This window comes from Thalassobaculum sp. (assembly GCF_040219215.1).
Lineage (GTDB): Bacteria > Pseudomonadota > Alphaproteobacteria > Thalassobaculales > Thalassobaculaceae > Thalassobaculum_A.
This window is the reverse complement of the sequence record NZ_JAVJSX010000008.1, coordinates 843,867-868,398: the sequence shown is the minus strand read 5'-3', so window position 1 is coordinate 868,398 and position 24,532 is coordinate 843,867. Positions and strand designations below refer to the sequence as shown.

Annotated in this window: 29 protein-coding genes and 1 tRNA gene; 13 read left to right on the top strand and 17 right to left on the bottom strand. The window is 67.9% G+C overall.

The window, feature by feature from the left end:
• Position 1 precedes the first annotated feature (1 nt).
• The gene (locus tag RIC54_RS09675) at positions 2-931 is read left to right on the top strand and encodes an IS1595 family transposase (protein WP_350092787.1); all 930 of its coding nucleotides are present in this window, start codon (positions 2-4) and stop codon (positions 929-931) included.
• On the opposite strand, the gene RIC54_RS09670 is transcribed toward RIC54_RS09675, so the two are convergent.
• The gene (locus tag RIC54_RS09670) at positions 870-1,406 is read right to left on the bottom strand and encodes an ImmA/IrrE family metallo-endopeptidase (RefSeq protein ID WP_350092790.1); all 537 of its coding nucleotides are present in this window, start codon (positions 1,404-1,406) and stop codon (positions 870-872) included. The genes RIC54_RS09675 and RIC54_RS09670 overlap by 62 nt on opposite strands.
• Positions 1,393-1,797, bottom strand: a complete 405-nt coding sequence (locus RIC54_RS09665) for a hypothetical protein (RefSeq protein WP_350092793.1) — start codon at positions 1,795-1,797, stop codon at positions 1,393-1,395. The genes RIC54_RS09670 and RIC54_RS09665 overlap by 14 nt, the downstream gene beginning before the upstream one ends.
• 338 nt (positions 1,798-2,135) lie before the next feature.
• Here RIC54_RS09665 and RIC54_RS09660 point away from each other — a divergent pair.
• A tRNA-Pro gene (locus RIC54_RS09660) sits at positions 2,136-2,222 on the top strand.
• Between the two features lie 307 nt (positions 2,223-2,529).
• Here the strand turns inward: RIC54_RS09660 and RIC54_RS09655 are convergent.
• Positions 2,530-3,831, bottom strand: a complete 1,302-nt coding sequence (locus tag RIC54_RS09655) for a DUF2254 domain-containing protein (RefSeq protein WP_350150961.1) — start codon at positions 3,829-3,831, stop codon at positions 2,530-2,532.
• Between the two features lie 159 nt (positions 3,832-3,990).
• On the opposite strand from RIC54_RS09655, the gene RIC54_RS09650 reads away from it, so the two are divergent.
• Positions 3,991-4,323, top strand: coding sequence for a hypothetical protein (locus RIC54_RS09650; RefSeq protein ID WP_350150959.1), 333 nt, complete (start codon positions 3,991-3,993; stop codon positions 4,321-4,323).
• 12 nt (positions 4,324-4,335) lie between these two features.
• On the opposite strand, the gene RIC54_RS09645 is transcribed toward RIC54_RS09650, so the two are convergent.
• From RIC54_RS09645 to RIC54_RS09620, 6 genes are all read right to left on the bottom strand, one after another.
• Positions 4,336-5,931, bottom strand: coding sequence for a lysine--tRNA ligase (locus RIC54_RS09645; protein ID WP_350092802.1), 1,596 nt, complete (start codon positions 5,929-5,931; stop codon positions 4,336-4,338).
• Between the two features lie 141 nt (positions 5,932-6,072).
• Complete coding sequence (gene groL / locus RIC54_RS09640) at positions 6,073-7,707, bottom strand: chaperonin GroEL (protein WP_350150957.1); 1,635 nt, start codon at positions 7,705-7,707, stop codon at positions 6,073-6,075.
• 30 nt (positions 7,708-7,737) lie between these two features.
• Positions 7,738-8,052, bottom strand: a complete 315-nt coding sequence (locus tag RIC54_RS09635) for a co-chaperone GroES (RefSeq protein WP_350092808.1) — start codon at positions 8,050-8,052, stop codon at positions 7,738-7,740.
• Between the two features lie 162 nt (positions 8,053-8,214).
• Positions 8,215-9,381 (bottom strand): FAD-dependent oxidoreductase, encoded by a 1,167-nt coding sequence (locus tag RIC54_RS09630; RefSeq protein ID WP_350092811.1) that lies wholly within the window; start codon positions 9,379-9,381, stop codon positions 8,215-8,217.
• A gap of 12 nt (positions 9,382-9,393) precedes the next feature.
• Positions 9,394-10,938, bottom strand: a complete 1,545-nt coding sequence (locus tag RIC54_RS09625) for a GNAT family N-acetyltransferase (protein ID WP_350092814.1) — start codon at positions 10,936-10,938, stop codon at positions 9,394-9,396.
• Positions 10,935-11,618 (bottom strand): haloacid dehalogenase type II, encoded by a 684-nt coding sequence (locus RIC54_RS09620; RefSeq protein WP_350092817.1) that lies wholly within the window; start codon positions 11,616-11,618, stop codon positions 10,935-10,937. Before RIC54_RS09620 ends, RIC54_RS09625 begins: the two co-directional genes overlap by 4 nt.
• Before the next feature lie 188 nt (positions 11,619-11,806).
• Between RIC54_RS09620 and RIC54_RS09615 the strand changes: the two genes are divergently transcribed.
• Entirely contained in the window at positions 11,807-12,370 is a 564-nt protein-coding gene (locus RIC54_RS09615; protein WP_350092820.1) for a carboxymuconolactone decarboxylase family protein, read from the top strand.
• A gap of 28 nt (positions 12,371-12,398) precedes the next feature.
• On the top strand, positions 12,399-13,211 hold the full coding sequence (locus tag RIC54_RS09610) for an SDR family NAD(P)-dependent oxidoreductase (protein WP_350092823.1): 813 nt from the start codon (positions 12,399-12,401) through the stop codon (positions 13,209-13,211).
• Between the two features lie 21 nt (positions 13,212-13,232).
• Here the strand turns inward: RIC54_RS09610 and RIC54_RS09605 are convergent, their stop codons facing one another.
• From RIC54_RS09605 to RIC54_RS09590, 4 genes are all read right to left on the bottom strand, one after another.
• Positions 13,233-13,610 carry a rhodanese-like domain-containing protein gene (locus tag RIC54_RS09605; protein WP_350092826.1) on the bottom strand — a complete coding sequence of 126 codons (378 nt, stop codon included), beginning with the start codon at positions 13,608-13,610 and terminating at the stop codon, positions 13,233-13,235.
• Positions 13,611-13,658: 48 nt separating this feature from the next.
• Positions 13,659-14,618, bottom strand: coding sequence for a D-2-hydroxyacid dehydrogenase (locus RIC54_RS09600; protein ID WP_350092829.1), 960 nt, complete (start codon positions 14,616-14,618; stop codon positions 13,659-13,661).
• Positions 14,619-14,723: 105 nt separating this feature from the next.
• Positions 14,724-15,389, bottom strand: a complete 666-nt coding sequence (locus tag RIC54_RS09595) for a LysE family translocator (RefSeq protein WP_350150955.1) — start codon at positions 15,387-15,389, stop codon at positions 14,724-14,726.
• Entirely contained in the window at positions 15,373-15,843 is a 471-nt protein-coding gene (locus tag RIC54_RS09590) for an Lrp/AsnC family transcriptional regulator (RefSeq protein WP_350092835.1), read from the bottom strand. The genes RIC54_RS09595 and RIC54_RS09590 overlap by 17 nt, the downstream gene beginning before the upstream one ends.
• Before the next feature lie 130 nt (positions 15,844-15,973).
• On the opposite strand from RIC54_RS09590, the gene RIC54_RS09585 reads away from it, so the two are divergent.
• Positions 15,974-16,363: a cupin domain-containing protein gene (locus RIC54_RS09585; protein ID WP_350092838.1), complete on the top strand. Its 390-nt coding sequence runs from the start codon at positions 15,974-15,976 to the stop codon at positions 16,361-16,363.
• 24 nt (positions 16,364-16,387) lie between these two features.
• Here the strand turns inward: RIC54_RS09585 and RIC54_RS09580 are convergent, their stop codons facing one another.
• Complete coding sequence (locus RIC54_RS09580; protein WP_350092841.1) at positions 16,388-17,371, bottom strand: ketopantoate reductase family protein; 984 nt, start codon at positions 17,369-17,371, stop codon at positions 16,388-16,390.
• A gap of 121 nt (positions 17,372-17,492) precedes the next feature.
• On the opposite strand from RIC54_RS09580, the gene RIC54_RS09575 reads away from it, so the two are divergent.
• The 4 genes from RIC54_RS09575 to RIC54_RS09560 all read left to right on the top strand — a co-directional run bounded on the left by RIC54_RS09575 (position 17,493) and on the right by RIC54_RS09560 (position 20,249).
• Entirely contained in the window at positions 17,493-18,167 is a 675-nt protein-coding gene (locus RIC54_RS09575; protein WP_350092844.1) for a DUF1028 domain-containing protein, read from the top strand.
• A complete protein-coding gene (locus tag RIC54_RS09570; protein ID WP_350092847.1) occupies positions 18,164-19,393 on the top strand; it encodes an MFS transporter in 1,230 nt (409 codons plus the stop codon). The genes RIC54_RS09575 and RIC54_RS09570 overlap by 4 nt, the downstream gene beginning before the upstream one ends.
• An 88-nt stretch (positions 19,394-19,481) precedes the next feature.
• The gene (locus RIC54_RS09565) at positions 19,482-19,952 is read left to right on the top strand and encodes a VOC family protein (protein ID WP_350092849.1); all 471 of its coding nucleotides are present in this window, start codon (positions 19,482-19,484) and stop codon (positions 19,950-19,952) included.
• 72 nt (positions 19,953-20,024) lie between these two features.
• Positions 20,025-20,249, top strand: a complete 225-nt coding sequence (locus tag RIC54_RS09560; protein ID WP_350092852.1) for a (2Fe-2S)-binding protein — start codon at positions 20,025-20,027, stop codon at positions 20,247-20,249.
• 13 nt (positions 20,250-20,262) lie between these two features.
• Here the strand turns inward: RIC54_RS09560 and RIC54_RS09555 are convergent, their stop codons facing one another.
• Positions 20,263-20,703: a MarR family winged helix-turn-helix transcriptional regulator gene (locus RIC54_RS09555; protein WP_350092855.1), complete on the bottom strand. Its 441-nt coding sequence runs from the start codon at positions 20,701-20,703 to the stop codon at positions 20,263-20,265.
• A gap of 98 nt (positions 20,704-20,801) precedes the next feature.
• Between RIC54_RS09555 and RIC54_RS09550 the strand changes: the two genes are divergently transcribed.
• Positions 20,802-21,233 carry a DoxX family protein gene (locus tag RIC54_RS09550; RefSeq protein WP_350092858.1) on the top strand — a complete coding sequence of 144 codons (432 nt, stop codon included), beginning with the start codon at positions 20,802-20,804 and terminating at the stop codon, positions 21,231-21,233.
• A gap of 17 nt (positions 21,234-21,250) precedes the next feature.
• Positions 21,251-21,943 carry a glutathione S-transferase family protein gene (locus RIC54_RS09545; protein ID WP_350092861.1) on the top strand — a complete coding sequence of 231 codons (693 nt, stop codon included), beginning with the start codon at positions 21,251-21,253 and terminating at the stop codon, positions 21,941-21,943.
• On the opposite strand, the gene RIC54_RS09540 is transcribed toward RIC54_RS09545, so the two are convergent.
• The gene (locus tag RIC54_RS09540; RefSeq protein WP_350092864.1) at positions 21,913-22,647 is read right to left on the bottom strand and encodes an alpha/beta fold hydrolase; all 735 of its coding nucleotides are present in this window, start codon (positions 22,645-22,647) and stop codon (positions 21,913-21,915) included. The genes RIC54_RS09545 and RIC54_RS09540 overlap by 31 nt on opposite strands.
• Before the next feature lie 121 nt (positions 22,648-22,768).
• On the opposite strand from RIC54_RS09540, the gene bfr reads away from it, so the two are divergent.
• On the top strand, positions 22,769-23,260 hold the full coding sequence (bfr, locus tag RIC54_RS09535) for a bacterioferritin (RefSeq protein ID WP_350092867.1): 492 nt from the start codon (positions 22,769-22,771) through the stop codon (positions 23,258-23,260).
• A gap of 21 nt (positions 23,261-23,281) precedes the next feature.
• On the opposite strand, the gene RIC54_RS09530 is transcribed toward bfr, so the two are convergent.
• Positions 23,282-24,508 carry a nucleotide disphospho-sugar-binding domain-containing protein gene (locus RIC54_RS09530; protein ID WP_350092870.1) on the bottom strand — a complete coding sequence of 409 codons (1,227 nt, stop codon included), beginning with the start codon at positions 24,506-24,508 and terminating at the stop codon, positions 23,282-23,284.
• Positions 24,509-24,532 lie beyond the last annotated feature (24 nt).

The window sequence follows — 24,532 nt, the reverse complement described above, 5'->3', positions numbered from 1 at the left end:
TATGAACGCGATCCAACTTGCCGCTTACTTCGCCGACGAAGACAAGGCTATCGAGCTTGTCGAAAGCCTGATGTGGCCGAACGGCGCCGTGTGCCCCCACTGCGAAGCGACCGACCGTCAGTTCCGCCTTCAGGGCCAGGCCACCCGCAAGGGACTGTGGAAGTGCGGTCACTGCCGGAAGCAGTACACCGTCAAGGTCGGGACGATCTTCGAGGGCTCGCATATCGGCCTGAACAAGTGGCTCTTCGCGATCTACCTGATGTGCTCGTCCAAGAAGGGCGTGAGCGCCAACCAGCTGAAGCGCGAACTCGGGATCAGCTACAAGTCGGCTTGGCTCCTGTGTAATCGCGTTCGCGAGGCGATGAACGTTGAGCCACTGCGCGGCATGCTGGGCGGCGGCGGCGGCATCATTGAGATCGATGAGACGTACGTCGGCGGGAAGGTCCAGAACAACAAGCACAAGAACAAGACAGCCGCCGCCGGCAAGAAGACCATCGTCATGACGCTGGTCGACCGCGAGGGCGACGCCCGCACGTTCGTGGTCCCGAACACGAAGAAGTCGACCCTTCAGACCATCGCCCGGCCAGTGGTCAGCGGTACCGCCCACATCGTGACCGACGAGAACCCGTCATATCGCGGCATCGCAAAGCACTTCGCCAGCCACCACACGGTCGACCACAGCAAGACCTACGTCCGGTCGATCATCTTCCATACGAACTTCGCGGAGTCCTACCACTCGCTGCTGAAGCGCGGCCTGATCGGCGCGTATCATCACGTCAGCGAGAAGCACCTTCACAGGTATCTGCGCGAGTTCGAATACCGGTGGAACACCCGGAAGGAGGACGACGGCGACCGCGCTTTCGCCGCAATCAGGCAAGCCCGGGGAAAGCGGCTCCTGTATCGGATGCCATCCGACCAGCGGGCCAACTGACCGCACTACGCCTAAAACCCTCCAGCCGGATCTCCATTGCCTGCTTCGACACGTCGAACCGACGCGCCAACTGATCAACCGACCGTTCGGCACGAAGCCAATAGATCTGAATCAGGAAGTACGGCATCAAAATATCGGCTGCCAAACGATTCGCTTGCGTTTCAACATGCGGATCGCCCCATGGCCCACGAAACAAAGCGTCCTCGGTGATGCCATCGCCAATCAGGTCGCGATGCATAACGAAGTGCGCAATTTCGTGGGCTATCGTGAAGCGTTGTCGTCGCGGGTGGTCGCGCTCATTGACATGGACCTCATACCCTCCGCTCCACGCCCTTTTGATGCGCCCTCCAACGTTCTCACCGAGGTCGAGCGACCTAATCCGAAGCCCTAGATTTCGGGCAATGGCGTGCACGTCGACCGGCGCAGCCATCTGGTGACTGCGAATGACCTCTAGCGCGCTCTTATGCTCCGTCATCTCCGTCTCCGCTCATCAGTGCCTTGGCGGTCAAGTCCGTGTTCTTGTCTGTATCAACCCCGCTTTCTAAATCGTTACGCACCGCGTCCGAGGCTGCTCGATACACCATCGCCTTAAACTCTGGGGTCTCCAGAAACTCCACCCCAGCGTTCCTTCCAGCCGCCGCCGCCCTATCTGCCATCTCCCTGATTCCGTAGATCGCAAACAACGCGATGAACAGCATCGCTATCGTCACTATCACGCCGGCTGCAGTCAGGGAGATCGCGGCAAGATCAGTCGGATACTCGAATACGATCAGGTCGCCCCTGAAATACAGGTATGCGAGCAACGCGGCGACAGCCACCTCGGCGATCAGGATGCCCGCGACCACCCCCGCTGAAAGGGCCTTCACCTACCGTCCTTTTCCCGCCGCCCAACCTTCAGCAATCCGCGAAGCGCGTCCTCGAATGCCAGCGGGGAAAGCGACACCGGCTTTTCGGCAGGCTTCTGCCGAGTCGCGCCGGCGACGGGGTCCGAGGTAGTTAAAGTTTTACTCGAAGTATCGCGCGTACCGTCTTGTCGTCGCTTCTTGTCGCTCGCGGTCGCTGACATAGACGCCACTTCCGGTTGCTCATCGCGTATATTCACCCAGCACCAGAGCGCCTGATTCGCTACTCCGGTGCTGGTCGGGGTGGGGGCCTCCGCTCATACGGTGTTTGCGCACCAGAGCGGAGGCCTTCCCGATATGGTGGCGTCGTGGCGAAACTGGTAAACGCACCCGGTTTGGAACCGGGCTCCTCCGACGGATTGCGGGTTCAAGTCCCGCCGACGCCACCACCTAAATTTCCGAACGAATACCCAAAGCGGCTGCTTCGGCTTCCTGACGCCTCCTCCCCGGCTGGGCTCTTATGGAACCTCGTTGCCGTACGGGCGATGATGCCCGAGTCACCTTCCGCATATGATGTGCGGATTACGCACTTTGTACCTGATTCTCTGAAAAATTCAAAATGCCGTCTGATGCCGTTTCGTCCCACTACGTCCCATGGCGTCACATTGTGTCCCACTTGGTCCACCCGATGACAGGTCCGTCAGGGCGCCCGCCGTGGGTTTGTAAAGTTGCCAATCGCCGGACTGTCCGTGTCGATCAAACTCCGAACGCCTCCCGGGCACGATCGGCCGCCGCCTCGATTGCTTCGCGGTCGACCTGCGGAACGTTGGCGGCGGCGTGTTCGGCAATCCGGTCCAGGTGTTCAAGGAAAACCGGCCCGGTCGGGTGGCTGCGTGCCAGCGGAGCGAGACGCTCGATGTTGCGGATCAGACGGAGCGCGAAGGTCGGGTTGTGCATGCCGTTGCGGCGCAGGGTCGACAGCGCCGTACTGGCCATCCGGGACACATCCGCCGACCGGGTGCGAACCAGCAACCGGCCGACGTCGTCACGCACGCTGATACGCTCCAGTCCTTCCTTTATCGCCTGCGCCAGACTGCCGGTCACATGGTCGACGCAGGCCAGCGCCGTATAGAGGTCGTTGATGCCGGGCGACAGGGCCCGCGACGCAATCTCGACCAGCAGATGCAGCAGGAACATCAGGTCGTCGGCCTCGGTGCGCACGCTGCCGAGAATCACGGCCTCGCGGATCTGCGCGCACAACGCATCGTCGGCCTCGGCACGGCCGTACACCGTGGCGATCGGATCGACCGATGTGACGTAGGCGCCTTGCGCGATCGGCACGTCGAGTACCAGGCCGTGCTCGCGGGCGACCGCGCCCAGGATCAGCCAGTCAATCGACTCCACGTACCCGATGGCGCGGGCATCGACGACGCATTGCGGCCCTCCGGTCGGCAGGTCGTCGGAGCCGGCAATCCCGAGCTCGCGGGCTCGCGCGGCCGCCACGGAAATATCCCGGCGTAGCGTCGCGCCGATCTCGGCAGCCGCCTGGTCGACCTGCAGCGAGCGAGCGAGGTCGTGGAACGCATACATCAGCCAGCCGACGCTGAAGATCGACATCACCAGGGCGGTGACGACCGACAACCGTGGCACCTCGACCGGGCCGATCCCGACCGCCGACAGCACCACGACGGTGTAGACGAAGGTCCCGACGAACAACCCCATGGTGACCTGGGTCACCCGGTTCTGCATGTAGCGCTCCAAGAGCCGGGCGCCGAGATTGCCGGCGGCCACCGTCAGGGTGACCAGGGTCAGCGAGATCACCAGGCTGACAACCGTCACGGTGGCTCCGGCCAGGGTCGACAGCAGGTCGCGGGCGGTATCCTTCTCTATGCTGAACGGCGCCCCCAGCGGCTTCAGCAGTTCCGAGACCCCGGCGCCGTCGGCCCACAGGCTGAGCGCCGCCGCAATGAACGCGACGACCGCCATCGCGCCGGGCACGAACCAGAAGCTGGCGCGCAGGCGGTACAGCACATAGGTCGTCGGCCCGCGGTAGCTCACCGGCGCGCCCGTTCGAAGCCGGTCGATGAATGTGGCCGCAATGCCATGTTGACCTCGGCTGTCGGTTGTCGGAGTTGTGGGCTGGCAGACCGTACAACGGCCGGCCCGCCGGCGGGGTTCCCCGGCGCGGCCGCCGGCACCCATGCTCGGCAAGGGGACATGATGAGCCTATCATACAAGACCATCGGACCGATGCTGTCCGTCCTGATCCTCGGCGGCGCGGTGGCAGGCTGCGGGGTCAGCGGAATGGACCGCGCCCGTGCGATGTCACAGGGCGAGATCGCGCAGGAGTCGGACGAGTTCGTCTGCAAGCGGCTGCGTAGCTTCGCCTACATCGGCAGGGTGCCGGATGCCTGGATGGACGAATCCCAGCGCCGCAACCTGGATTCCTGCATCGAGCAGGGGGTCAAGCAGCGACGGGCCGAAAGCAGCCGCACCGGCTCGCAGAAGTGCGACCGCTTCGCCGTCATCCGGATCGACCGCTGCCCCTGACCGGCCGTCGCCTCAGGCGGCCATGTCCTCGCCTTTGAGGGCCCGGTCGATCAGCGCCACGCTTTCCGGAATCCCGTACAGCGCCACGAACGAGCCGAAGCGCGGCCCCTGGGACTGGCCCAGCAGGACCTCGTACAGCGCCTTGAACCAGTCGCGCAGATTCTCGAACGGGTGGCGCTTGCCGACCTCGTAGACCTCGGTCTGGATATCCTCGGCCGAGGTTCCGGGGGCGGTGTTCTCCAACGCCGCCTTGAGGTCTTCCAGGGCGGCCCGCTCCACGTCGGTCGGCGCGCGGTACACCTTGGCCGGGCGCACGAAGTCCTGGTAGTAGCGCACCGCGTAGCCCGCCAGTCGGTCGAGCAGCGGATTTGCCTCGGCGTTGGCGCCCGGCGCGTAGCGGGCGATGTAGCCCCAGATCACCGCCTTGTCCTCGGCGTGGCACACGCTGGCGAGGTTCAGCAGCAGCCCGAAGCTCAATCCCGAGGCCTCCGGGGCCGGCGGGTTGCCCTCGTGGATGTGCCAGACCGGGTTCTCCAGCCGAGCCGCCGGCTCCTCGTCCTGGACTTTCGCCAGGAACGTCAGGTAGTCGTCGACCGCCTTGGGGATCTGGTCGAAGTACAGACGCTTGGCCCGCCGCGGCTGCTGGTACATGAACAGCGACAGGCTCTCCGGCGGGCCGTAGGCCAGCCACTCGTCGACCGATAGGCCGTTGCCCTTGGACTTGCTGACCTTCTGGCCCGCCTCGTCCAGGAACAGCTCGTAGTTGAAACCTTCGGGCGGACGGCCGCCGAGGATCGAGGTGATCCGGCTCGACAGCTTGACCGAGTCGATCAGGTCCTTGCCCGACATCTCGTAGTCGACATCCAGCGCGTACCAGCGCATCGCCCAGTCGCACTTCCACTGGAGCTTGCAGGCCCCGCCGGTGACCTTGACGGTCGTCCGGTCGCCGGTCTCCGGGTCGTCGTAGGACACCGTGCCGGCATCCAGGTCGTGCTCGACGATCGGCACCTGCAGGACCACGCCGGTGCGCGGGCACACCGGCAGGAACGGCGAATAGGTCGCCTGCCGCTCGGCCCCCAGGGTCGGCAGCACCACCTTGATGACCTTGTCGTAGTGCCGAAGCGTCTGCAGCAGGGCGGCGTCGAACTCGCCGCTGGCGTAGCAGTCGGTGGCGCTCTTGAACTCGTAGTCGAAGCCGAAGCTGTCGAGGAATGCGCGGAGCCGGGCGTTGTTGTGGTGGCCGAAGCTCTCGTGGGTGCCGAACGGATCCGGCACCCGGGTCAGCGGCTTGCCGAGATGCGGGGCGATCAGTTCCTTGTTCGGAATGTTGTCCGGCACCTTGCGCAGGCCGTCCATGTCGTCGGAGAACGCGAACACCCGGGTCGGCACGTCGGACATGGTCTCGAACGCGCGGCGCACCATCGTGGTGCGCACCACCTCGCCGAAGGTGCCGATGTGCGGCAGGCCGGATGGGCCGTAACCGGTCTCCAGCAGAACATAGCCTTTGTCCGGGGTCTTGCCGCCGATCCGCTCGACCAGTTTGCGCGCCTCCTCGAACGGCCAGGCGCGGGCGTTCTGGGCGAGCGGTCGAAGCGGGGACTGGGCCATCGGAGCCTCCAGGTGAAAACGACCTGGAGCACTAATGCCCGGGCGGCGCCGCGTCAACGATTCGGGGCCGGGAAAGAGGGGCAGGGACGGAGGGCCCGGGCATCGGCCGGACCCTCCGCCAGCAACCGACGTTCAGGTCAATCAGTAGTCCATGTCGTCCATGCCGGCACCGGCGGGCGCCGGGGCGGTCTCCTTCTTCGGCTTCTCGGCGACCAGGGCCTCGGTGGTGATCAGCAGCGAGGCCACGGACGCGGCGTCCTGCAGCGCGGTGCGCACCACCTTGGTGGGATCCACGACCCCGGCGGCGACCAGATCCTGGTATTCGCCGGTCGCGGCGTTGTAGCCCCAGTTGTACTCGGTCTTCTCCAGCAGCTTGCCGACGACGATCGAGCCGTCGGTGCCGGCGTTCATGGCGATCTGCCGGGCCGGCACCTGGATGGCGCGGCGGATGATGCCGACACCGACCTTCTGGTCGTCGTTCGCCGGCTTCACGTCGTCGAGCACCTTGGTGGCCCGCAACAACGCCACCCCGCCGCCCGGCAGGATGCCTTCCTCGACCGCGGCCCGGGTCGCGTGCATCGCGTCGTCGACCCGGTCCTTGCGCTCCTTCACCTCGACCTCGGTGGCGCCGCCGACCCGGATCACCGCGACGCCGCCGGCCAGCTTGGCCAGCCGCTCCTGCAGTTTCTCGCGGTCGTAGTCGGAGGTCGTCTCCTCGATCTCGGCGCGGATCTGAGCGACCCGGCCCTGGATCTCGTCCCTGGACCCGGCACCGTCGACGATGGTCGTGCTGTCCTTGTCGATCACCACCTTCTTGGCCTTGCCGAGTATGTCGATCGTCACGTTCTCCAACTTGAAGCCGAGATCCTCCGAGACGACCGTCCCGCCGGTCAGGACGGCAATGTCCTGCAGCATCGCCTTGCGACGATCACCGAAGCCCGGGGCCTTGACGGCCGCGACCTTGAGACCGCCGCGCAGGCGGTTGACCACCAATGTCGCCAGCGCCTCGCCTTCGACGTCCTCGGCGATGATCAGCAGCGGCTTGCCTGACTGCACGACCGCTTCCAGCAGCGGCAGCATCGGCTGCAGGCTCGAGAGCTTTTTCTCGTGGATCAGGATGTTGGCGCTCTCAAGCTCGACCCGCATCTTGTCGGCGTTGGTGACGAAGTACGGGGAGAGGTAGCCGCGATCGAACTGCATGCCCTCGACGACCTCCAACTCGGTCGTCAGGGACTTCGCCTCCTCGACGGTGATCACCCCCTCGTTGCCGACCTTCTGCATGGCATCGGCCAGGAAGCGGCCGATCTCGGCGTCGCCGTTGGCGGAAATCGATCCCACCTGGGCGATCTCGGCGTTGTTGGTGATCTTCTTGGCCCGGCTGGTCAGTTCCGCGACCACCGCTTCGACGGCCAGGTCGACGCCGCGCTTCAGGTCCATCGGATTCATGCCGGCCGCGACCGCCTTCGCCCCTTCCTTGACGATCGCCTGGGCAAGGATCGTTGCGGTGGTGGTGCCGTCGCCGGCGGCGTCGCTGGTCTTGGTCGCCACCTCGCGCACCATCTGCGCGCCCATGTTCTCGAACTTGTCCGAGAGCTCGATCTCCTTGGCGACGGTGACGCCGTCCTTGGTGATCCGCGGCGCGCCGAACGATTTCTCGATCACCACGTTGCGGCCTTTCGGGCCCAGGGTAACCTTGACCGCGTTCGCCAGGGTATCGACGCCGCGCAGCATCTTCTCGCGGGCGTCAGTCGAAAACTTCACTTCCTTGGCAGCCATGATCTTCCCTCCTCACCTGCCAGGCGCGCGTCACGCAGCCCGCCGGGCGTTCTCGGCGCTCTCGATCACGCCGAAGATGTCCGACTCCTTCATGATCAACAGGTCCTCGCCATCAATCCTGACCTCGGTGCCGGACCACTTGCCGAACAGCACCGTGTCCCCGACCCGCAGGTCGAGCGCGACGATCTCGCCCCGGTCGTCACGGGCGCCCGGACCGACCGCCAGCACTTCGCCATGCTGCGGCTTTTCCTTGGCGGTGTCGGGGATGATGATTCCGCCGGCCGTCTTCTGGTCGGCTTCAATGCGGCGCACGACAACACGGTCGTGCAGAGGGCGGAAACGCATGGGTTCCTCCGTGCAGGAATGAGCTGTCAGTCGCCTCGACGGCCGGTTTCGGCCGGAGGCAGAAATCGAGTTAGTCGGCGCCGCACCCCGGTTCAAGATCAGCGCGTTCAAATTTTGGCACTCGCCGTCAACGAGTGCCAACGAGAGGCTCTGCCCGGGCGTCTACCGCTTTGGCAGCCGCAGCCTGTCCCTGGGCACCGGGTGGTCCCAACCGCCTCCGCCCACCAGTTGCGCCGCCAGCCAGCCCCAATCGTCGGAGGACTTGGCCCCCTTGCCGTTGCCGCCGACCGCGACCGCGATCCGCCCGTCTACCGCGTAGTCGATGTAGGGCAGGCCGGTTCCGGTCCAGGCCACCGCGCAGGTGTCGGTGTGCCAGTCCCGGCAACGCTGCAGCGCCGGGATCAGCGCGGTGAGAAAGGCTTGGAAGTCCCGGCGGTTGGCGGCTGAGCCGCTGCTCTTGAACCAGCCGGTCAGGTCGGCAAGCGAGCGCAGGTCGGCGTCGGCGGTCGTGCCGATGCCGATCTTCAGGTAGCGCTGGCCGTCGGGGTAGCGGATCGGCGGCAGGATGTAGGCACCGGTCCCGGCGTGGCCGAGGGTCGGCATTCCCTCGAGCTCCGCCATGACGTCATCCTCGATCCTGGCCAGCACCACGGTGCGGCCGAACACCCGCAGGTCGAGGGCAACCGGCGACAGGCCGCAGGCATCGGTGAATGCGCCGGTGGCGACCAGGACCCGCTCGGCCCGCAGGGTGGCGCCGTTGGCGGTGTCCACCTCCACGCCGCTGGCAGTGACGCGGATCGCCTTGGCTTCATCGGCGATGATCTCGGCGCCCTGGCGCCGGGCGACAGTCGTCTGGGCACGGATCATGGCGCGCGGGCTGATGTGGCCGGCCCGGCTCCCCTCGTGCAGCCCGTCGGCGTCGTCCGGCACAGTCAGGAACGGGAACCGCTGCCTGATCCCTGCGGCATCCAGCCGGGTGACATCGGCGCCCAGTTCGCGCCCGGCCGCTTCGCTGCGATCCAGGTAATCGGATCCCGGCTCGCCGATCCCCAGATAGCCGGCGTTGGTGAAGAATGGGACGCCGCTGCGCGCCTCCAGGTCCGCATAACGTTCGATCGAACGCCTCGCGGTGACCGCCCAGGCCGGGTCCGGATCGACGATCCGGGTCATCCGGCCTTCGTCGTAGTGGCTGGCGAACACGCCGGTGTGCGTCTGCCGGTCGGCCGGCTCATCCGGACCCAGCAGGGCGATGCCGTCCATCCGTTCCGACAGGTGCCGCCCGGCGGCACTGCCGATCAACCCGCGTCCGATCACGATCACCCGGTGCATCCGTTCCACTCCCTATCCCAAGGCATGACTGGCCAGCCCGAAGATGCGGGCGGGTCCTGCCGGCGGTGACCAGGTGCCGCGCAGCATCACCGGCGACTCGCCGACCGATTCCAACCCGGCCTGGATCAGGTGCCCGGACAACAGCGATGCCTCGGACGCGCAGTCGACCCGCACGAACCCCGGCCGGGCGAGCGACTGAAACAATGCGACCGCATCCGCCTCGGACCCGGCGACGATCGGGCCGATGCTCAAGCCGCGGCCGTACTCGCGTTCGACCGCATAGCCGGTCAGCGTGTCACCGTCTGCCAGCACGATGGTCCGCCCAACCGCCAGCAGATGGTCAAGAACATCCGGCCGCTCGCTGCCAAGGGCCGACGAGTCCAATGCGTGCAGCGCCGAACGATCCGCGGCGGTGGCCGGACGTACGCGGGGATCCCGAACCGGTGTGCCCCTGTAGACGCCCTGGTACTGGGTATTGGCGCCGACCTGGACGAAGCCGAGGGCGTCGTAGAGCGGCCGGCCGGCCGTTGTCGCCAGCAGCATGACCGACCGGGGCGCCGCGTCGGCGAGCAGCGCCTCAACCAGCCGGCGCCCGACGCCCCGGCCCTGGCTGTCCGGTGCGACGATCACGAGTCCGAGCCGCGCCGACGCCTCGCCGAACGGCCACCACAGCCCGGCCGCCACCGTCCGGCCATCCGCCTCGTCGCGCGCCACGCGCCCGAAGCCGAGTTCGATCAGCGGCGAGACGTCGGCGCGCCGGTGCGGCCAGCGCACCGCGGCCACCAGGTCCAGGATCGGGTCCAGATCCGCCATCGATACCGGCGGCAGCGTGATGGTATCGGTCATGTCGGCCCAGGAAGGGTTCGCGTTGGTACCGGCGGCCCGCGCCGCGCGCATCTTGCGGAGCGTCTCGGCCGGATCGCCGAAATGGCGCTCCAGCTCCGCCAGCACCTCGTCGAGCGGCGCCGTGCCGACCAGCCGTGCCAGCCGGTGATGCTCATCGGCCAGGTCCTCGCTGCGTCGGTAACCACCCATCAAACGGTGCAGGCACAGCCGGGTCTCGGCCTGGACGGTGGCGTAGGTCCGAGACAGCCGGTCGCTGCCGGCGGCATCGACCAGGGTGCGGTGGAACGCGAAGTCGAGCTCGCCGCCGACGCTCCAGTCCCCGGCCTTCATCGCCCGGTCCATCTGGTCGGCGATCCCGGAGAGGTCGCGGGATACCGTGCCGCGTGCCGAGCGGGTGACGATCCGGCGGATCGCGGCCGCCTCGATGGTCGCCCGCACGAAGAATACGTCGGCCAGGTCATCCTCGGTCAGGTCGGGGACGAACACGCCGTGATGCGGCTCGCTGCGCAGCAGGCCTTCCTGGATCAGCCGTTGCATGGCCTCGCGCAGCGGGCCGCGGCTGACCCCGAAGCTCAGCGCCAGCTCCGCCTCGCTCAACTGCGCTCCCGGCTGGTAGGCCCCGGACAGGATGTCCTCGCGGACCCGCTCGGCGATCTGCACCGACAAGGTGGCCCGCGGCAGCGGACGGCGCGACGGGGCGGCTGCCGTCATCGGCCGCCGTTCCCCAGCCCCAGCACGCCGGGCAGCCCGCCCAGGTCGTCGATGCGCTGGTAACCGTATTCAGGGTTGCCCGGTCCGTGCCCGCGGTCGACGAACACCCGCCGGCCGATGTGCAGGTCGTGGGCCGACATCAGGTCGTAACGCAGGCTGGACGAGACGTGGAGGAAGTGCTCCGGCCCGCAGCCCAGGGTGTCGAACATGTACTCGAACGCCTGGAAACGCGGCTTGTAGGCTTGGGCCTGCTGGGCGGTCAGCACGGCGTGGAACGGCGCGCCCAGTTTGTCGACATTGGCCTGGATCTGGTGGTCGGCGGCATTCGACAGGATCACCAGCGGCACCTCGCCCGCCAGCCGGGCCAGCGCCGCCGGAACGTCGGCGTGCGGACCCCAGGTGGGCACTGCGTCCACGATCGCCTGAGCATCGGTCGGATCGAAGTCCACGCCCCAGCATCGGCAGGTCCGCTCCAGCGATCGGTGCAGCACCTCGGCGTAGGGCTTCCAGGCGCCGAGCACTTCATCGAACCGGTAGGCGCTGAAATCCGACAGGAACGCCGGCATCCGGTCCGGCGCGACCCGCCCGGCCAAACGGTCACGCGTCACGTCGCCGACCCGGAAGTTGGTCAACGTGCCGTAGCAATCGAACGAGACAAACCTGATCGACGAGAGCGACATCGGGTCCCCACAGGGTTCGCGGGCAGCAGCGAAACCATGAGAGTACTTGTTAGGATTGTCAATTAATAGGATTGTCGACAATCCTAACAACGCGTTTCCCGCACCGCCGTCGTGCACTGAAAGCGACTCGTTCCGTCGCGATATTGCGCCACACTGCGAGACCCGCCGCAGCAGCAGGAGCCGTCCGCATGGCCCGTATCCCCTATCTGGACGTCGAAGACCTCGCCGAAGCCGACCGCGACCTGCTGAAGCGGCCGATTGCGCTGAACCGGGCGCTGGCCAACAGCCCCGGCCTGGCGCGCGGATGGAGCGGGCTCGCCCAATACATCCGCTACGGCAGCCGGCTCGACGCGCGGCTGCGCGAGCTGGCGATCATCCAGGTCGGCTACCTGACCCGCAGCCCGTACGAGTACTCCCACCACGCCAAGCTCGGGATCGAACAGTTCGGGGTGACGCCCGAGGATATCCACGCCATCGCCCGCGAAACCGACCACGGCGATGGCGGCTTGCCGGAACTGGAGACCGCCGTGCTGCGGGCGGCCCGCGAGATGGTCACCGAACTCGCGGTCTCCGACGCCACCTTCGCGGTCCTGGAGCGGGCGCTGGAGCGCGACATGCTGACCGATCTGATCGTCACCGTCGGATTCTACTGCGGCGTGGTGCGGATCCTGGCCAGCCTGCAGATCGACGTCGAGGACGACTACGCGCCGTACCTGGAGCGTTTCCCGCTGCCCGCGACACCGCCGGCCTGACCGCCCCATCAACAGGAAGGAACCGGCCATGCGACTTCAGGACAAGGTGGCGATCGTGGTCGGTGCCGGCCAGCAGCCGGGCGAGACCATGGGCAACGGCCGCGCGACTGCGATCCGCTTCGCCCAGGAGGGCGCCAAGGTGCTGCTGGTCGATCTCAACGAAGAGGCGGCGCTGGAGTCCGGGCGGATCATCGCCGACTCCGGGGGCGAGGCATCCGTGCTGGTCGCCGACATCACCCGCGAGGACGATTGCCGCGCGATCGCCCGGGCCTGCGTGGAGCGCTACCGCCGCATCGACATCCTGCACAACAACGTCGGCCGATCCCAGGGCGACGCCGCGACCACCGAGATGGACGCCGGGATCTGGGACCAGTTGTTCGCCATGAACCTCAAAGGCATGTTCATGACCTGCAAGCACGTCCTGCCGGTGATGCGCGAACAGCGCTCGGGCGTGATCCTGAACGTCTCGTCGATCGCCTCGATCTGCGCCCGGCGCGAGCCCGGCCACCGCTCCGGGATCGCCTACAAGACCGGCAAGGGCGCGGTGAACACCATGACCCACCATCTCGCGCTGGAGAATGCCGAGTTCGGCATCCGGGCCAACGCCATCCTGCCCGGCCTGATCGACACCCCGATGGCCATCGAGCGGCGGGCGCGGGAACGCAACGTCGACCGCGACACCGTGCGCCGCGAGCGCGACGACCGGGTGCCGCTGCTGCGCCGGATGGGCACCGCCTGGGACGTCGCCAACGCCGCGGTGTTCCTGGCCTCGGACGAGGCCCAGTACATCACCAGCCTGATCATGCCGGTCGACGGCGGGCTGTCCTCGCAGATCGGGTAGCGCTCCGAAGGACAGGCCTTCTCAGCCCTTCTCGACCTCGCCGCCGGCGTCGACCCAGCCCTTGAAGCCGCCGAGGTTGCGAACGTTGGTGTAGCCCATGTCCTTCAGAGTTTTGCCGACCAGGGCCGAGCGGCCGCCGGAGGCGCAGTAGGCGACCACGGTCTTGGCCCGGTCGAACGCCGCGTCGTGCAGCGCGGATTCCGGGTCGGCGCGGAACTCCACCAGGCCGCGCGGGATGGCAACCGCACCCGGCACCTTGCCGGAGGTCGCCACCTCAGCCGGTTCGCGCACGTCGAGGAACAGCACGTCGGGCTTGCCGACCAGCCCCTTGGCTTCATCGGGGCTGATCCGCGGCACCGCGGCTTCGGCGTCGGCGAGCATCTGCTTGACGGTCTTCATGGCAGTCTCCTGGAATGGGATAACGTCAAACGGGTCGGAGTGACTCGATCAGTAACCGGCGGCGCGGTCCACCACTTCCTTCAGCGGTTCGCCATCGAGGAAGCGGCGCAGGTTCTCCACGAACAGTTTGGCCACGATCGAATCACGCTGGGGGTGCGGGCCGCCGATGTGCGGCAGCACCACGATGCCGTCGGTGATCCAGAACGGGTGGTCGGCCGGCAGCGGCTCCTGGCGGTACACGTCGAGCACCGCGCCGGCGATGGTCTTGGCCTTCGCCGCCGCGATCAGGGCATCGTCGTCGATCAGGTGGCCGCGGCCGAAGTTCAGCAGCCACGCGCTCGGCTTCATCATCGCCAACCGTTCGGCGTTCATCAGACTGTCGGTCTCCGGCGTCGCCGGCAGCAGCAGCAGCACGAAATCGGACTGTGCCAGCACCTCGGCGGTCCGTTCCGGCGGCAGGACCTCGGCAACATGGTCCATCGGCTGCGGGCGGCGCTTGGTGCCGATCACCCGCATGCCGAGCGCGGCGGCGATCCGCGCCACCTCCTGGCCGATCTCGCCGAGACCGAGGATGCCGAGGGTCTTGCCGTTGATCGGCTGGGCCACGGTCTGCACCCACTGCCGGCGCTTCTGGTTCTCGGCGTTCACCGCGTAGGGCTTGGCGACGAACATCAGCGCGCCGATGATGTTCTCCGGCATCGACTCGCGGTGGGTGCCGCGCGCGCAGGTCAGCGTCAGGCCGGCCGGCAGGTCGGGCAGCGCCAGCCATCCCTCGACCCCCGCGGTCATCGACTGGGCCCAGCGCAGCTTCGGCATCGCCGGCAGCATCCCGGCCGGCACGCCGACCGCCATCAGCGCCTCGGTGTTGGCAAGCTGGTCGGCCGAGGGCTTGTCCTTGCGCGACAGCTGGTCGACCGCGACCCGGCCGGACAGCCCGGCGGCATCGATGGCTTCGACATAGCGCGCGGCGGCGTCGGTCCAGAGCAGAATGCGGGCGCGGTCGGTCACGATGAAGCCTCCTGGCGGTGGGAGACGAAACCTAGCGGATCGTCGCCGCAGCGTCCTACGGCGCTTCGATGCAGACACCCGTTCCGTCGACGCACGGCTCCACGGTCAGATCATCCCCAGCCCGCGGGCGATCGCGACCAATCCGAAACCGGCGATCACCGCGCCGGCGCCGCGGTTGATCCACAGCATTCGGACCGCGCTCAATCGGCCGCGCAGAAGGCCGGCTACTCCGCCGGCCAGCACCAGCCACCATGCCGCCGAGCCAAGGAACACCCCAAGCACCAGAGCGGCTGCCCGCTGCCATCCGGCATCAGCGGCTGTGGCGAGGCCGAGCCCGGCGAACAGCGCCACGAAGGTCAGGACGGTCTGCGGGTTGCCGGCGGTCAGCAGCACGGTCTGGGCGAACGCCGCGATCGGCCGTCCGGCACGGGACCCCGGTGCCGCGTCCGCCGCAGGGCGAACTCGCCAGGACGCAACGCCCAGCCACACCAGCAGCCCGCCGCCCAGCAGCGCCAACGGTCCTTGCCACGCCAGCAGGAACGCCGAGACCGCGGTCAATCCGAACGCAGCGACCGCACCGTACCCGGCATCGGCCACCGCGGCCCCCAGGCCGGTCGCAAAGCCGACCGTGAAGCCGTCGTCCAGGCTGCGCCGTATGCACAGCAGGCCGATCGGCCCGACCGGCATGGCAAGCGCCAGCCCGAACAGCAGCCCGGTCAGGAAAGCCGATGCGCCTGACGCCGACAGCGCAAGATCAGCGCCGGCCATCATGCATCGCCTCCACCGGCAGGGCCGAGGTCTCCTTGCTGCTGGACAAAGCGATCACGGTCAGGCTGCGCGCCACCCCCGGGATCGCCTTGATGCGGTCGCTGATCAGTCCCTCCAGGGCACGCGGGCTGGCCGCTCGGACCTTCAGCAGGTAGGACCATTCGCCGGTGACGTGATGCAGTTCCAGCACCTCCGGCAGCGCCGACGCCGCCGCCAGAAAAGGCGCGTTGCGCTCGGTGCGGTCGATCAGCACGAACACGAAGGCCAGGAGGCCCAGGCCGACCGCTTCGGGATCGATAAGGGCGGTCCACCCGGCGATCACCCCGCGCTCGCCCAGCCGGCGCAGCCGATCGTTCGCCGCCGATACCGACAGGCCGGTCGCCTCCGCCAGCGCGGCGCTGGTTACACGCCCGTCGGATTGCACGGTGTCGATAATCTTACGGTCAATATCATCCATATCCGGAATATTACCGGCATAATTTCTATTTTCCAGGTTTTTATCGCACCAGCTTCAACCTTGTAGTCGGCGGCGGTCGGCGGAACAATGGCCCACCGGTTCAGGCCAACCCCGTCCGAGGGAGGACATCATGACGGCCCATACTCCGAAAGCTCCCAACCACGCCGGGCTCGGCGCGCTCGCTTCGCGCTACGTCGACGTCAACGCCATGCCGTGGGAGCCGACACCGTATCCTGGCGTCGAGTGGAAGGTCCTGCTGAAGGACGAGGAGACCGGCCTGCTGACCGCGCTGTTCAAATGGGCGCCCGGTTCCGAGCTGCCGCTGCACGAGCATGTGGAGATCGAGCAGACCTTCGTGCTGGAAGGCTCGATCGAGGACGAGGAAGGCGAGGCGACTGCCGGAAACTTCGTGTGGCGCCCCGCCGGCTCGCGCCACGTCGCCAAGTCGCGCAACGGCGCGCTCCTGCTCGGCACCTTCCTCAGCCCGAACAAGTTCTTCAATCGGGAAGCGGCCGAGTAACTCTCGACCCGTCCCACCCCGACGTCACCCCTCGTAGGTACCCGCCCCGCGCGCCTTCGCCTCCAGCAGGGTCGCGACCACGTCCAGGGTCGGCGTCGGCACGTCGGCGGCGCGGGCAAAGTCCTGGACGACCCGTACGATGCCGTCGATCTCCATCGGCCGGCCGAGGTCCCAGTCCTGCAGCATCGACGAGCGGTGCTCCGACCGGTTCTGCGGGTCGCTCTGCCGGTCCACGTCGATCGCGACCTCGATGCCGTGGGCCCGGGCCACCGCCTGGGCCTCGCGCATGATCGCCAGGGTAACCGACAAGGTGCCCGGATCGGCGGCGAGTTCCCGCTCGGTCGCACCGGTCAGCACGCCAAGCGGCGAGCGCGAGATGTTCACGAACAGCTTGGACCACAGGGCGGCGCGGATGTCGTCGACCATCGGCGCCTTCACCCCGGATGCCTCGATCGCCGCCGCCAGCCGGGTCATCCGCTCCGAGGTGCCGCCCTCCGGCTCGCCCAGGGTCAGCGCGCCGGGCCGCGGGGCCACATGCCGCACCAGTCCCGGTTCCACCACCTGGGCCGGGCAGTCGACCACGCAGCCGATTGCCCGCTGCGGGCCGATGCCGCGCCAGATCGCGCCGTCGGGATCGAGCCGAGCGATCGTCCGGTCCGCGGCCGCGCCGGCGCGCCCGTGATCGTACCACCAGGGAATGCCGTTCATGGCGCAGATCACCGGAGTGTCCGGGCCGAGCATCGGCGCGATCGCCGCCGCGATCGCCGGCAGGGCCGGCGCCTTGGCGGTGACCACCACTGCATCCATTTCCCCCAGGTCGCCCGCCCGATCGGAGGCCAGCACCCGGACCGTCCAGCGCTGCCCCTGGCTTTCCACCGTCAGCCCACGCTCGCGCAGTGCCGCCAGATGCGGGCCGCGCGCCAGCAGCGCCACCTCGGTTCCGGCCCGTGCCAGATGCCCGGCCAGGAACCCGCCGACCGCCCCTGCCCCAACGATGCCGATGCGCATGCCTGTACCTCCGTCGATCCGTTTACCGCAGTCGCCGACCGGTATAGCGTCCCTGGCGGGTGCCTGCCCATGCCGAGCTTGCGTTGCACATCCGCCAAACCAGCACGATGGAACCACCGCGATGACCTTCTCCCTCCTGGGCCGCTGCGCCGACACCGGCGCGTTCGGCATGGTCGTCAGTTCGTCCTCCACGGCGGTCGCCGCGCGCTGTGCGTTCGCAAGGGCCGGGGTCGGGGCGGTCGCCAGCCAGAACATCACCGACCCCCGGCTGGGGCCGGCCGGCCTCGACCTGCTGGCATCGGGAGCGACCGCGCAAGCCGCGCTCGACCGGCTGGTCGCCGAAGCCCCCGACGTTGCCTACCGGCAACTGGCGCTGATCGACCGCAACGGCGGAACGGCCGCCTACAGCGGCGCCAAGACCCTCGGCATCCACGCCACTGCCCGGGGCCGCGACTGCGTTGCGGCCGGCAACCTGCTCGCCAATGACGGCGTGCCGGCAGCCATGGTCGCGGCGTTCGAAGGGGCCGCCGGGCAGGCCCTCGGCGACCGGCTGGTTGCCGCGCTGCGCAGCGGGCTCGACGCCGGCGGCGAGGCCGGGTCGGTGCATTCCGCCGGACTCCTGCTGGTCAAGGACGCCGCGTGGCCGGTCGCCGATCTGCGGGTCGACTGGTCCGCCGATCCGATCGGCGAGTTGGCGGCGCTGTGGGCGCGCTGGGCGCCGGAGATGGACGCCTACATCACCCGGGCGCTCGACCCGTCAACCGCGCCGGCCTACGGCGTGCCGGGCGACCCATGAGCAGGATCCCGGCGACGGCAGTGCCTCCGTCGCGCCTGTTCTCGCTGACCCTGATCGTGGTTGCCCAGGTGGCGGCCATGACGCTGTGGTTCTCCGCCACCGCCGTCGTCCCGGCGATGCGGGCCGAGGTGGCGATCCCGGCGGCGCTGGCCTCGTGGTTCACCGGCGGGGTCCAGCTGGGTTTCGTCCTTGGGACGCTTGTCAGCGCCTTCCTCGGCCTCTCCGACCGGATCGACGGCCGCCATCTGTTCTGCGCCAGCGCCCTGCTCGCATCGGCCGCCAACCTCGCGATCCTCGCCCTGCCGCCGGACTCCTGGGCCATCGTCGGACTGCGCCTGGCAACCGGGTTCTGCATGGCCGGGATCTATCCGGTGGGCATGCGCCTGGCCGCCGGCTGGGCGCTGGGCGACATGGGGCTGGTGGTCGGGCTCCTGGTCGGAGCGGTAACGCTGGGCTCCGCCAGCCCGCACCTGTTCCTGGCGCTCGGCGGGCTCGACTGGCGCCTGACCCTGATCGCCGGATCGGCCGCCGCCGCAACCGGCGCGGCACTGATCCTGCTGGTCCAGGAGGGACCGGCCACCCGCCGCGCCGCACGGTTCGACCCCCGGCACATCCTGCGGTACTGGACCGACCGGCCGGTTCGCTACGCCAACTTCGGCTACCTCGGCCACATGTGGGAGCTGTACGCCATGTGGGCCTGGCTCGCGGTGTTCCTGGGCAAGGCCTACGCCCCCGCCGCCGGAGCCAGCGCCGGCACTTACGCCACGGTCGCCACCTTTGCCGCGATCGCGGTTGGCGGGATCGGCGCGGTGATTGCCGGCTATGCCGCCGACCGGCTGGGCAGGACCCTGGTCGCCGGTGGCTGCATGGTGGTCAGCGGCGGCTGCGCCCTGCTGGTCGGGTTCCTGTTCACCGACTGGCCGGTCCTGCTGACCGTCGTGGTGATGGTGTGGGGCCTGACGATCGTCGCCGACTCCGCCCAGTTCTCCGCCGGCGTGGCCGAACTGTCGGCGCCGGAGACTGTCGGCACCATGCTGACCCTGCAGACCTCGGTCGGCTTCCTGCTGACCCTGGCGACCATTCATCTGGTTCCCGCCGTCGCCGATATCGTCGGCTGGCGATGGGCGTTCGCCCCGCTCGCTCTCGGTCCGGTGTTCGGCGTGTGGGCCATGCTGAAGCTACGGGCCATGCCGGAATCGGTGCGGATGGCCGGCGGCAAACGCTAGACGACCCCGGTTCGCTTAGGGGTTGACGGGTCTAGTTTTATTATGTTGATATCAACTTATTCAATCATCCACGTTGAAGGACGAAGCGATGCACAGGATCACCCCGTTTCTGTGGTTCGACACCCAGGCCGAGGAGGCGATGAATTTCTACGCCTCGATCTTCAAGAACTCCAAGATCGGCGCGGTCTCGCGCTATGGCGACACCGGCCCCGGGCCGAAGGGCAGCGTGATGGTGGCGTCGTTCGAACTCGACGGCCAACCGTTCAAGGCACTCAACGGCGGTCCCCACTTCAAGTTCAATGAGGCGGTCTCGTTCATGGTCGACTGCGACGATCAGGCGGAGATCGACCGCCTGTGGGAACAATTGAGCGACGGCGGCCAGACCAGCCAGTGCGGCTGGCTCAAGGACAAGTTCGGGGTGTCCTGGCAGATTGTACCGACGGTGCTCGGCGAATTGATGAGCGATCCCGACCCGGTGAAGTCCAACCGGGTGATGGAGGCGATACTGACGATGACCAAGCTCGACATCGCCGCCCTCAAGCGCGCTCACGCCGTCTGACCCGCAAACGTCTGATATTGACAATCGTTCGCAGCAGAGACAGGTTAGCGTGACTTCCTTGAGGGATGCCGCATGTACGTCTGTCTCTGCAACGCCTTCACCGACCGCGACGTGAACCGCGCGATCGACACCGGCGCCCACACCGTCGGCCAAGTCTACAAGACCCTGCAGGCCGTCCCGCAATGCGGCAAGTGCAAGGACATGATCCGCGAGATGATCACCGACCGGCATGCTCTGCAGAGTCCGGCCGAGGCGGCGCGGCCGTTCGGCATGCCGGCCGAACCGGCCATCGCCTGAACCCGGCTTCGGCTCAGCCCTTCCGCAGGCTGCCCAGCAACCGGGCGAGTTCCGTTGCCTCGCCGTCGCTGAGCCTGGCCCCAAGGTGCCGCTCGATCGCCGCCGCGTAGGCCGGCCACATCCGCTTCTGCAGATCCCGCCCGGCCGGCGTCACGGTCAGCAGGCTGGCGCGCGCATCCTCCGGGCAGGGCCGACGCGCGACATGCCCGGCACGCACCAGCCGATCGACCAGCCGGGACACGTTGTACTGCGCCAGCAGCATCCGGCGCTCCAGATCCACCGGCCGCAACCCCGTCTCGCCGGCACCCCGCAGTTCCAGCAGCGCGTCATACCAGGCGAGTGGCGGAAACCCCGCCGTCTTCAGGTCGGCCTCGACCGCCGCCAGCACGCTCTGGCCGGCGCGCACCAGGGCGACCCAGGCGGACACCGCGGCATCGGATGGTTTCCCGTTCATGCCCGGAGTATCGGATAAATATGCATCTGCATCAATCTTGACAGTTAAATGCATTTGCATATTTATTCATGCAATCGCATCTAACATGGAGGTTTGCGATGTCTCCGGATGACGGCGCCGTCTCGATCGGCGCCCTGCTTCTCCGTCTCGCGCTCGGTGCCATGTGGCTGTCGCACGCGCTCATGAAGATCGTTGTGTTCACGGTCCCCGGCTTCGCCGCCTGGCTGGACGGCCTCGGCCTTCCCGGCTTCCTGGCCGGTCCGGTCCTGGTGCTAGAGATCGTCGGCGGTACCGCCCTCATCCTCGGCGTGTGGCCGCGGCTGGTGGCGCCCATCCTGATCCCGATCCTGGCGGTCGCCATGTGGACCCACCTGCCGAACGGCTGGCTGTTCACGAACACCGGCGGCGGCTGGGAGTACCCGGCCTACCTGATCGTGGCGTCGATCGCCCAGGCCCTGATCGGCGACGGCGCCTGGGCCGCCCGTCGCACCCCGTCGCTCGGCGCTCTGCGCCGCGCCATTCCAGTTTGAGGAAGGAAGAAACCGTCGTGACAACCGAACCCTATGTCCTGATCAGCCACGCGCTGTGTCCGTATGTGCAGCGCGCCGTCATCACCCTGACCGAAAAGGCCGTGCCGTTCCGCCGCATCGACATCGATCTGGCCAGCAAGCCCGACTGGTTCCGCGCGGTCTCCCCGCTCGGCCGGGTGCCGGTGCTGCAGGTCGGCGACGCTGCGCTGTTCGAGTCGGCGGTGATCGTGGAGTACCTGGAGGAAGTGACCGGTGGCCCGATGCACCCGGCCGACCCGCTGGACAAGGCCCGGCACCGCGCCTGGATCGAAATGGCGTCCGCCACGCTCGACACGATCGCCGGGCTGTACGCCGCTCCCGACGCACCGGTCTTTGAAGCCAAGCGAACGGCGCTCGCCGACCGGCTGGCCCGTCTGAACGACGGTCTTGGCGAAGGCCCGTACTTTTCCGGCCCCGCGTTCCGTCTGGTCGACGCGGCCTGGGCGCCGGTGTTCCGCTATCTCGACGCGTTCGAGGCGATCGGCGCCTTCGGCCTGCAGGACGGCGCCCGCAGGGTTGCCGCCTACCGGACCGCGCTGGCGGCACGTCCGTCGGTCCGTTCCGCGGTTGCCGTCGACTACCCGGCCCGCCTGCTGGACTTCCTGCGCCGGCGCGGATCGCACCTGTCCCGGCTGATGGATCAACCGCTGGCGGTTGCCGGCACCGCCTGAGGCAGCCAGCCGTTCAGCTGTTCGGCCAGCGCTGCCGGCCGCTCCATCGGGATCATGTGTCCGCAATCGGCGATGATCTCGTAGCGGGCGCCGGGTATGCCGGCAGCCAGACGGTCGGTCTCGCCGCGCGGCCGCAGAGCATCGGCGTCGGCAGCGATCACCAAAGTCGGGCAGCCGATGTCCTTCAGCCGGCCATGCCCGTCCTCGCGCTCGGCCGCAAGTTGCCGCAGCAGCACGTCCTTGCCGAGCCGAGCGCCCATGGCCAGCATCCGCTCCACCAGTCGTTCCTCGCCCTGGCGCGACGGGTGCAGGGCACGCCGCAAGTCGGTGCGGGACAGACCGCGGAACGGCGCGTCGGCAATCCTCGCCCGCCGCTGCCGGTTCACGGCCGAGCGTTCCGGCGACGTGCCCATGGCCGAGGTGGCGATCAGGACCAGCGCGCTTATCCGCTCCGGCGCGCGGAGCGCCATCTCGCGCGCGACGAACCCGCCCATGGAGAACCCGACCGCCACGAAGCGTCGCGGCGCCGCCGCCAGCACCCGGGCCGCCATCGCTTCGATCGAGGAATCCTGGAACAGATCGCCGTGTTCGGCTCGCCAACGCGTGTCGAGGTGCGGGGTCACATCAGTCCACAGGTCGGCGTCGCACATGAAACCCGGCAACAGAACCAGGGTGTTGCCGTCTCTTGCCGACGCGTCCGACACGGTCGCCTCCAACTGGTTAATGCAAGTGATTATCAGTTAAGTATTTATTTTATAAAGATTATTTTCGAACAAGCCATCTGAGAGTATCCTTGCGACGTTTTCATCGAGAAGGATTTTTGCCATGAAGGGCGACAAGAAGGTCATCGAGCACCTGAATCGCATCCTCAAGAACGAGTTGACGGCGATCAACCAGTACTTCCTGCATTCGCGGATCCTCGCCGACTGGGGCGTGTCGAAGCTGGCGAAGCACGAATACGACGAGTCGCTGGAGGAGATGCGGCACGCCGACTGGCTGATCAAGCGCGTGCTGTTCCTGGAAGGCCTGCCGAACCTGCAGGAACTCGACAAACTCCAGATCGGCGAGTCGGTGAAGGAGATCCTGGAGTGCGACCTGCGGCTTGAGCACAAGGGCATCCCCGACCTCAAGGCCGCGATTCTCCACGCCGAGTCGGTCCAGGACTACGTCTCCCGCGACCTGTTCCGGAAGATCCTCGACGCCGAGGAGGAGCATGTCGACTACCTGGAAACCCAACTCGACCTGCTCGGCCGCATCGGCCCCGAGCACTTCACGCATCTGCAGTCGGAAGCCAACGAGACCGGCGCCGACGACTGAAGCCAAACCCTGGGGCCGGTATCAGGCGATGCCGGCCCGGCACTGCACCTCGGCCAGCACCGCCGCGACGCCGGCCTCCGGATCGCCGAGGTCGACGGTGGCCGCCGCGGCGGCGGCCTTGCGGGCGCGCGTCGGATCGGCCAGCAGATTGCGGATCGCGTTCGCCAGTTTGCCGGCGTCCAGGTCGTCGGCGGATGCCACCGCAGCGCCGCCGGTCGCCTCCACCCCGCGCGCCGTCACCAGATGCTCCAGGTTCCACGGCAGGATGAGCTGCGGCGTGCCCGCCATCAGGGCGGCAACCGCGGTTGACAGGCCGCCATGGTGGATCACCAGCCGGGCCGCCGGCATGACGGCGGCGAAATCCTGGGGTGTGGTGTGCATTGCCAGTCCGGGCTTGGCCAATTCCCGCACCGCCGCTTCCGGCAGGTCGCTGACATAGGCCTCTCCCGCCACCCCGGCGCTTGCCAAGGCATCCAGCGCCAGCCGCGTGCGGGTGTGGGCGCCAGGCATGTACAGGAACACCCCGTCCTTGCGGCGCTGGCTCCACGGCAGCGGCTTGATGCCGCGCGGCATGTTGAACGGTGCCAGGGTCGGCTCCGGCCGGTATCGAGCGTACGGATCGACCATCGGCAGCGAGAACACGAAGGTGGTGTCGCCGTGCAGCGCGTCGGCCAGATGGTCGATCGGCGCCGAGCCGCGGGCGCGCAGCCCTGTATTGGCGGCATCCAGCAACTCGGCCTCGTGCCGCACGCTGAACGGCTCCAGCGCATCCTGCCAGGGCCGGATCGGCGGCATCGGCCGGCCCGCCGGCGGGATCGTGTAGCCGTTGCCGATCACGACCCGCGGCACCCGGCCGCGCGCCGCCAGGTTCAGGGTCGGCGAGAAGTCGCCCATCACCAGGTCCGGGCGGATCGTATCGAGCAACCCCTCCCAGGCGGTCAGCCGGTGAGCCAGGGCGGCACGGTGGCCGTAGCCGATCAGCCGCAGCACGTCCGCGAAGCTGTGGGTCGGAATCTTGCGGATCGCCGGGTCGGACGGGATGTTCCAGCGCGGCGCCTGCAGCAGGCGGTAGCCCGGCCGCGGCCGGCCGGTCGCCGGATCCAGGAACGGTCCGGCCCGGTCGACGTCCTGCAGCGCCAGCACCACTTCGGCCCCGGCCGCCACCAGCCGATCACCGATCGGCCTGAATCGCGTCAGATGGCCAAGGCCGGCACCGAACTCCCACCCGAACAGAACGCGCAACGCCACCCTCACCCGCTCCATTCGATCTGG

Bases quoted from the DNA above. Each gene is read 5' to 3' on its own strand.
- RIC54_RS09675 (WP_350092787.1), top strand. From the start codon at position 2: ATGAACGCGATCCAACTTGCCGCTTACTTCGCCGACGAAGACAAGGCT.
- RIC54_RS09670 (WP_350092790.1), bottom strand. From the start codon at position 1,406: ATGACGGAGCATAAGAGCGCGCTAGAGGTCATTCGCAGTCACCAGATG.
- RIC54_RS09650 (WP_350150959.1), top strand. From the start codon at position 3,991: ATGATGAGCCTATCATACAAGACCATCGGACCGATGCTGTCCGTCCTG.
- RIC54_RS09645 (WP_350092802.1), bottom strand. From the start codon at position 5,931: ATGGCCCAGTCCCCGCTTCGACCGCTCGCCCAGAACGCCCGCGCCTGG.
- groL (WP_350150957.1), bottom strand. From the start codon at position 7,707: ATGGCTGCCAAGGAAGTGAAGTTTTCGACTGACGCCCGCGAGAAGATG.
- RIC54_RS09635 (WP_350092808.1), bottom strand. From the start codon at position 8,052: ATGCGTTTCCGCCCTCTGCACGACCGTGTTGTCGTGCGCCGCATTGAA.
- RIC54_RS09630 (WP_350092811.1), bottom strand. From the start codon at position 9,381: ATGCACCGGGTGATCGTGATCGGACGCGGGTTGATCGGCAGTGCCGCC.
- RIC54_RS09625 (WP_350092814.1), bottom strand. From the start codon at position 10,938: ATGACGGCAGCCGCCCCGTCGCGCCGTCCGCTGCCGCGGGCCACCTTG.
- RIC54_RS09620 (WP_350092817.1), bottom strand. From the start codon at position 11,618: ATGTCGCTCTCGTCGATCAGGTTTGTCTCGTTCGATTGCTACGGCACG.
- RIC54_RS09615 (WP_350092820.1), top strand. From the start codon at position 11,807: ATGGCCCGTATCCCCTATCTGGACGTCGAAGACCTCGCCGAAGCCGAC.
- RIC54_RS09610 (WP_350092823.1), top strand. From the start codon at position 12,399: ATGCGACTTCAGGACAAGGTGGCGATCGTGGTCGGTGCCGGCCAGCAG.
- RIC54_RS09605 (WP_350092826.1), bottom strand. From the start codon at position 13,610: ATGAAGACCGTCAAGCAGATGCTCGCCGACGCCGAAGCCGCGGTGCCG.
- RIC54_RS09595 (WP_350150955.1), bottom strand. From the start codon at position 15,389: ATGATGGCCGGCGCTGATCTTGCGCTGTCGGCGTCAGGCGCATCGGCT.
- RIC54_RS09590 (WP_350092835.1), bottom strand. From the start codon at position 15,843: ATGGATGATATTGACCGTAAGATTATCGACACCGTGCAATCCGACGGG.
- RIC54_RS09585 (WP_350092838.1), top strand. From the start codon at position 15,974: ATGACGGCCCATACTCCGAAAGCTCCCAACCACGCCGGGCTCGGCGCG.
- RIC54_RS09580 (WP_350092841.1), bottom strand. From the start codon at position 17,371: ATGCGCATCGGCATCGTTGGGGCAGGGGCGGTCGGCGGGTTCCTGGCC.
- RIC54_RS09575 (WP_350092844.1), top strand. From the start codon at position 17,493: ATGACCTTCTCCCTCCTGGGCCGCTGCGCCGACACCGGCGCGTTCGGC.
- RIC54_RS09570 (WP_350092847.1), top strand. From the start codon at position 18,164: ATGAGCAGGATCCCGGCGACGGCAGTGCCTCCGTCGCGCCTGTTCTCG.
- RIC54_RS09565 (WP_350092849.1), top strand. From the start codon at position 19,482: ATGCACAGGATCACCCCGTTTCTGTGGTTCGACACCCAGGCCGAGGAG.
- RIC54_RS09560 (WP_350092852.1), top strand. From the start codon at position 20,025: ATGTACGTCTGTCTCTGCAACGCCTTCACCGACCGCGACGTGAACCGC.
- RIC54_RS09555 (WP_350092855.1), bottom strand. From the start codon at position 20,703: ATGAACGGGAAACCATCCGATGCCGCGGTGTCCGCCTGGGTCGCCCTG.
- RIC54_RS09550 (WP_350092858.1), top strand. From the start codon at position 20,802: ATGTCTCCGGATGACGGCGCCGTCTCGATCGGCGCCCTGCTTCTCCGT.
- bfr (WP_350092867.1), top strand. From the start codon at position 22,769: ATGAAGGGCGACAAGAAGGTCATCGAGCACCTGAATCGCATCCTCAAG.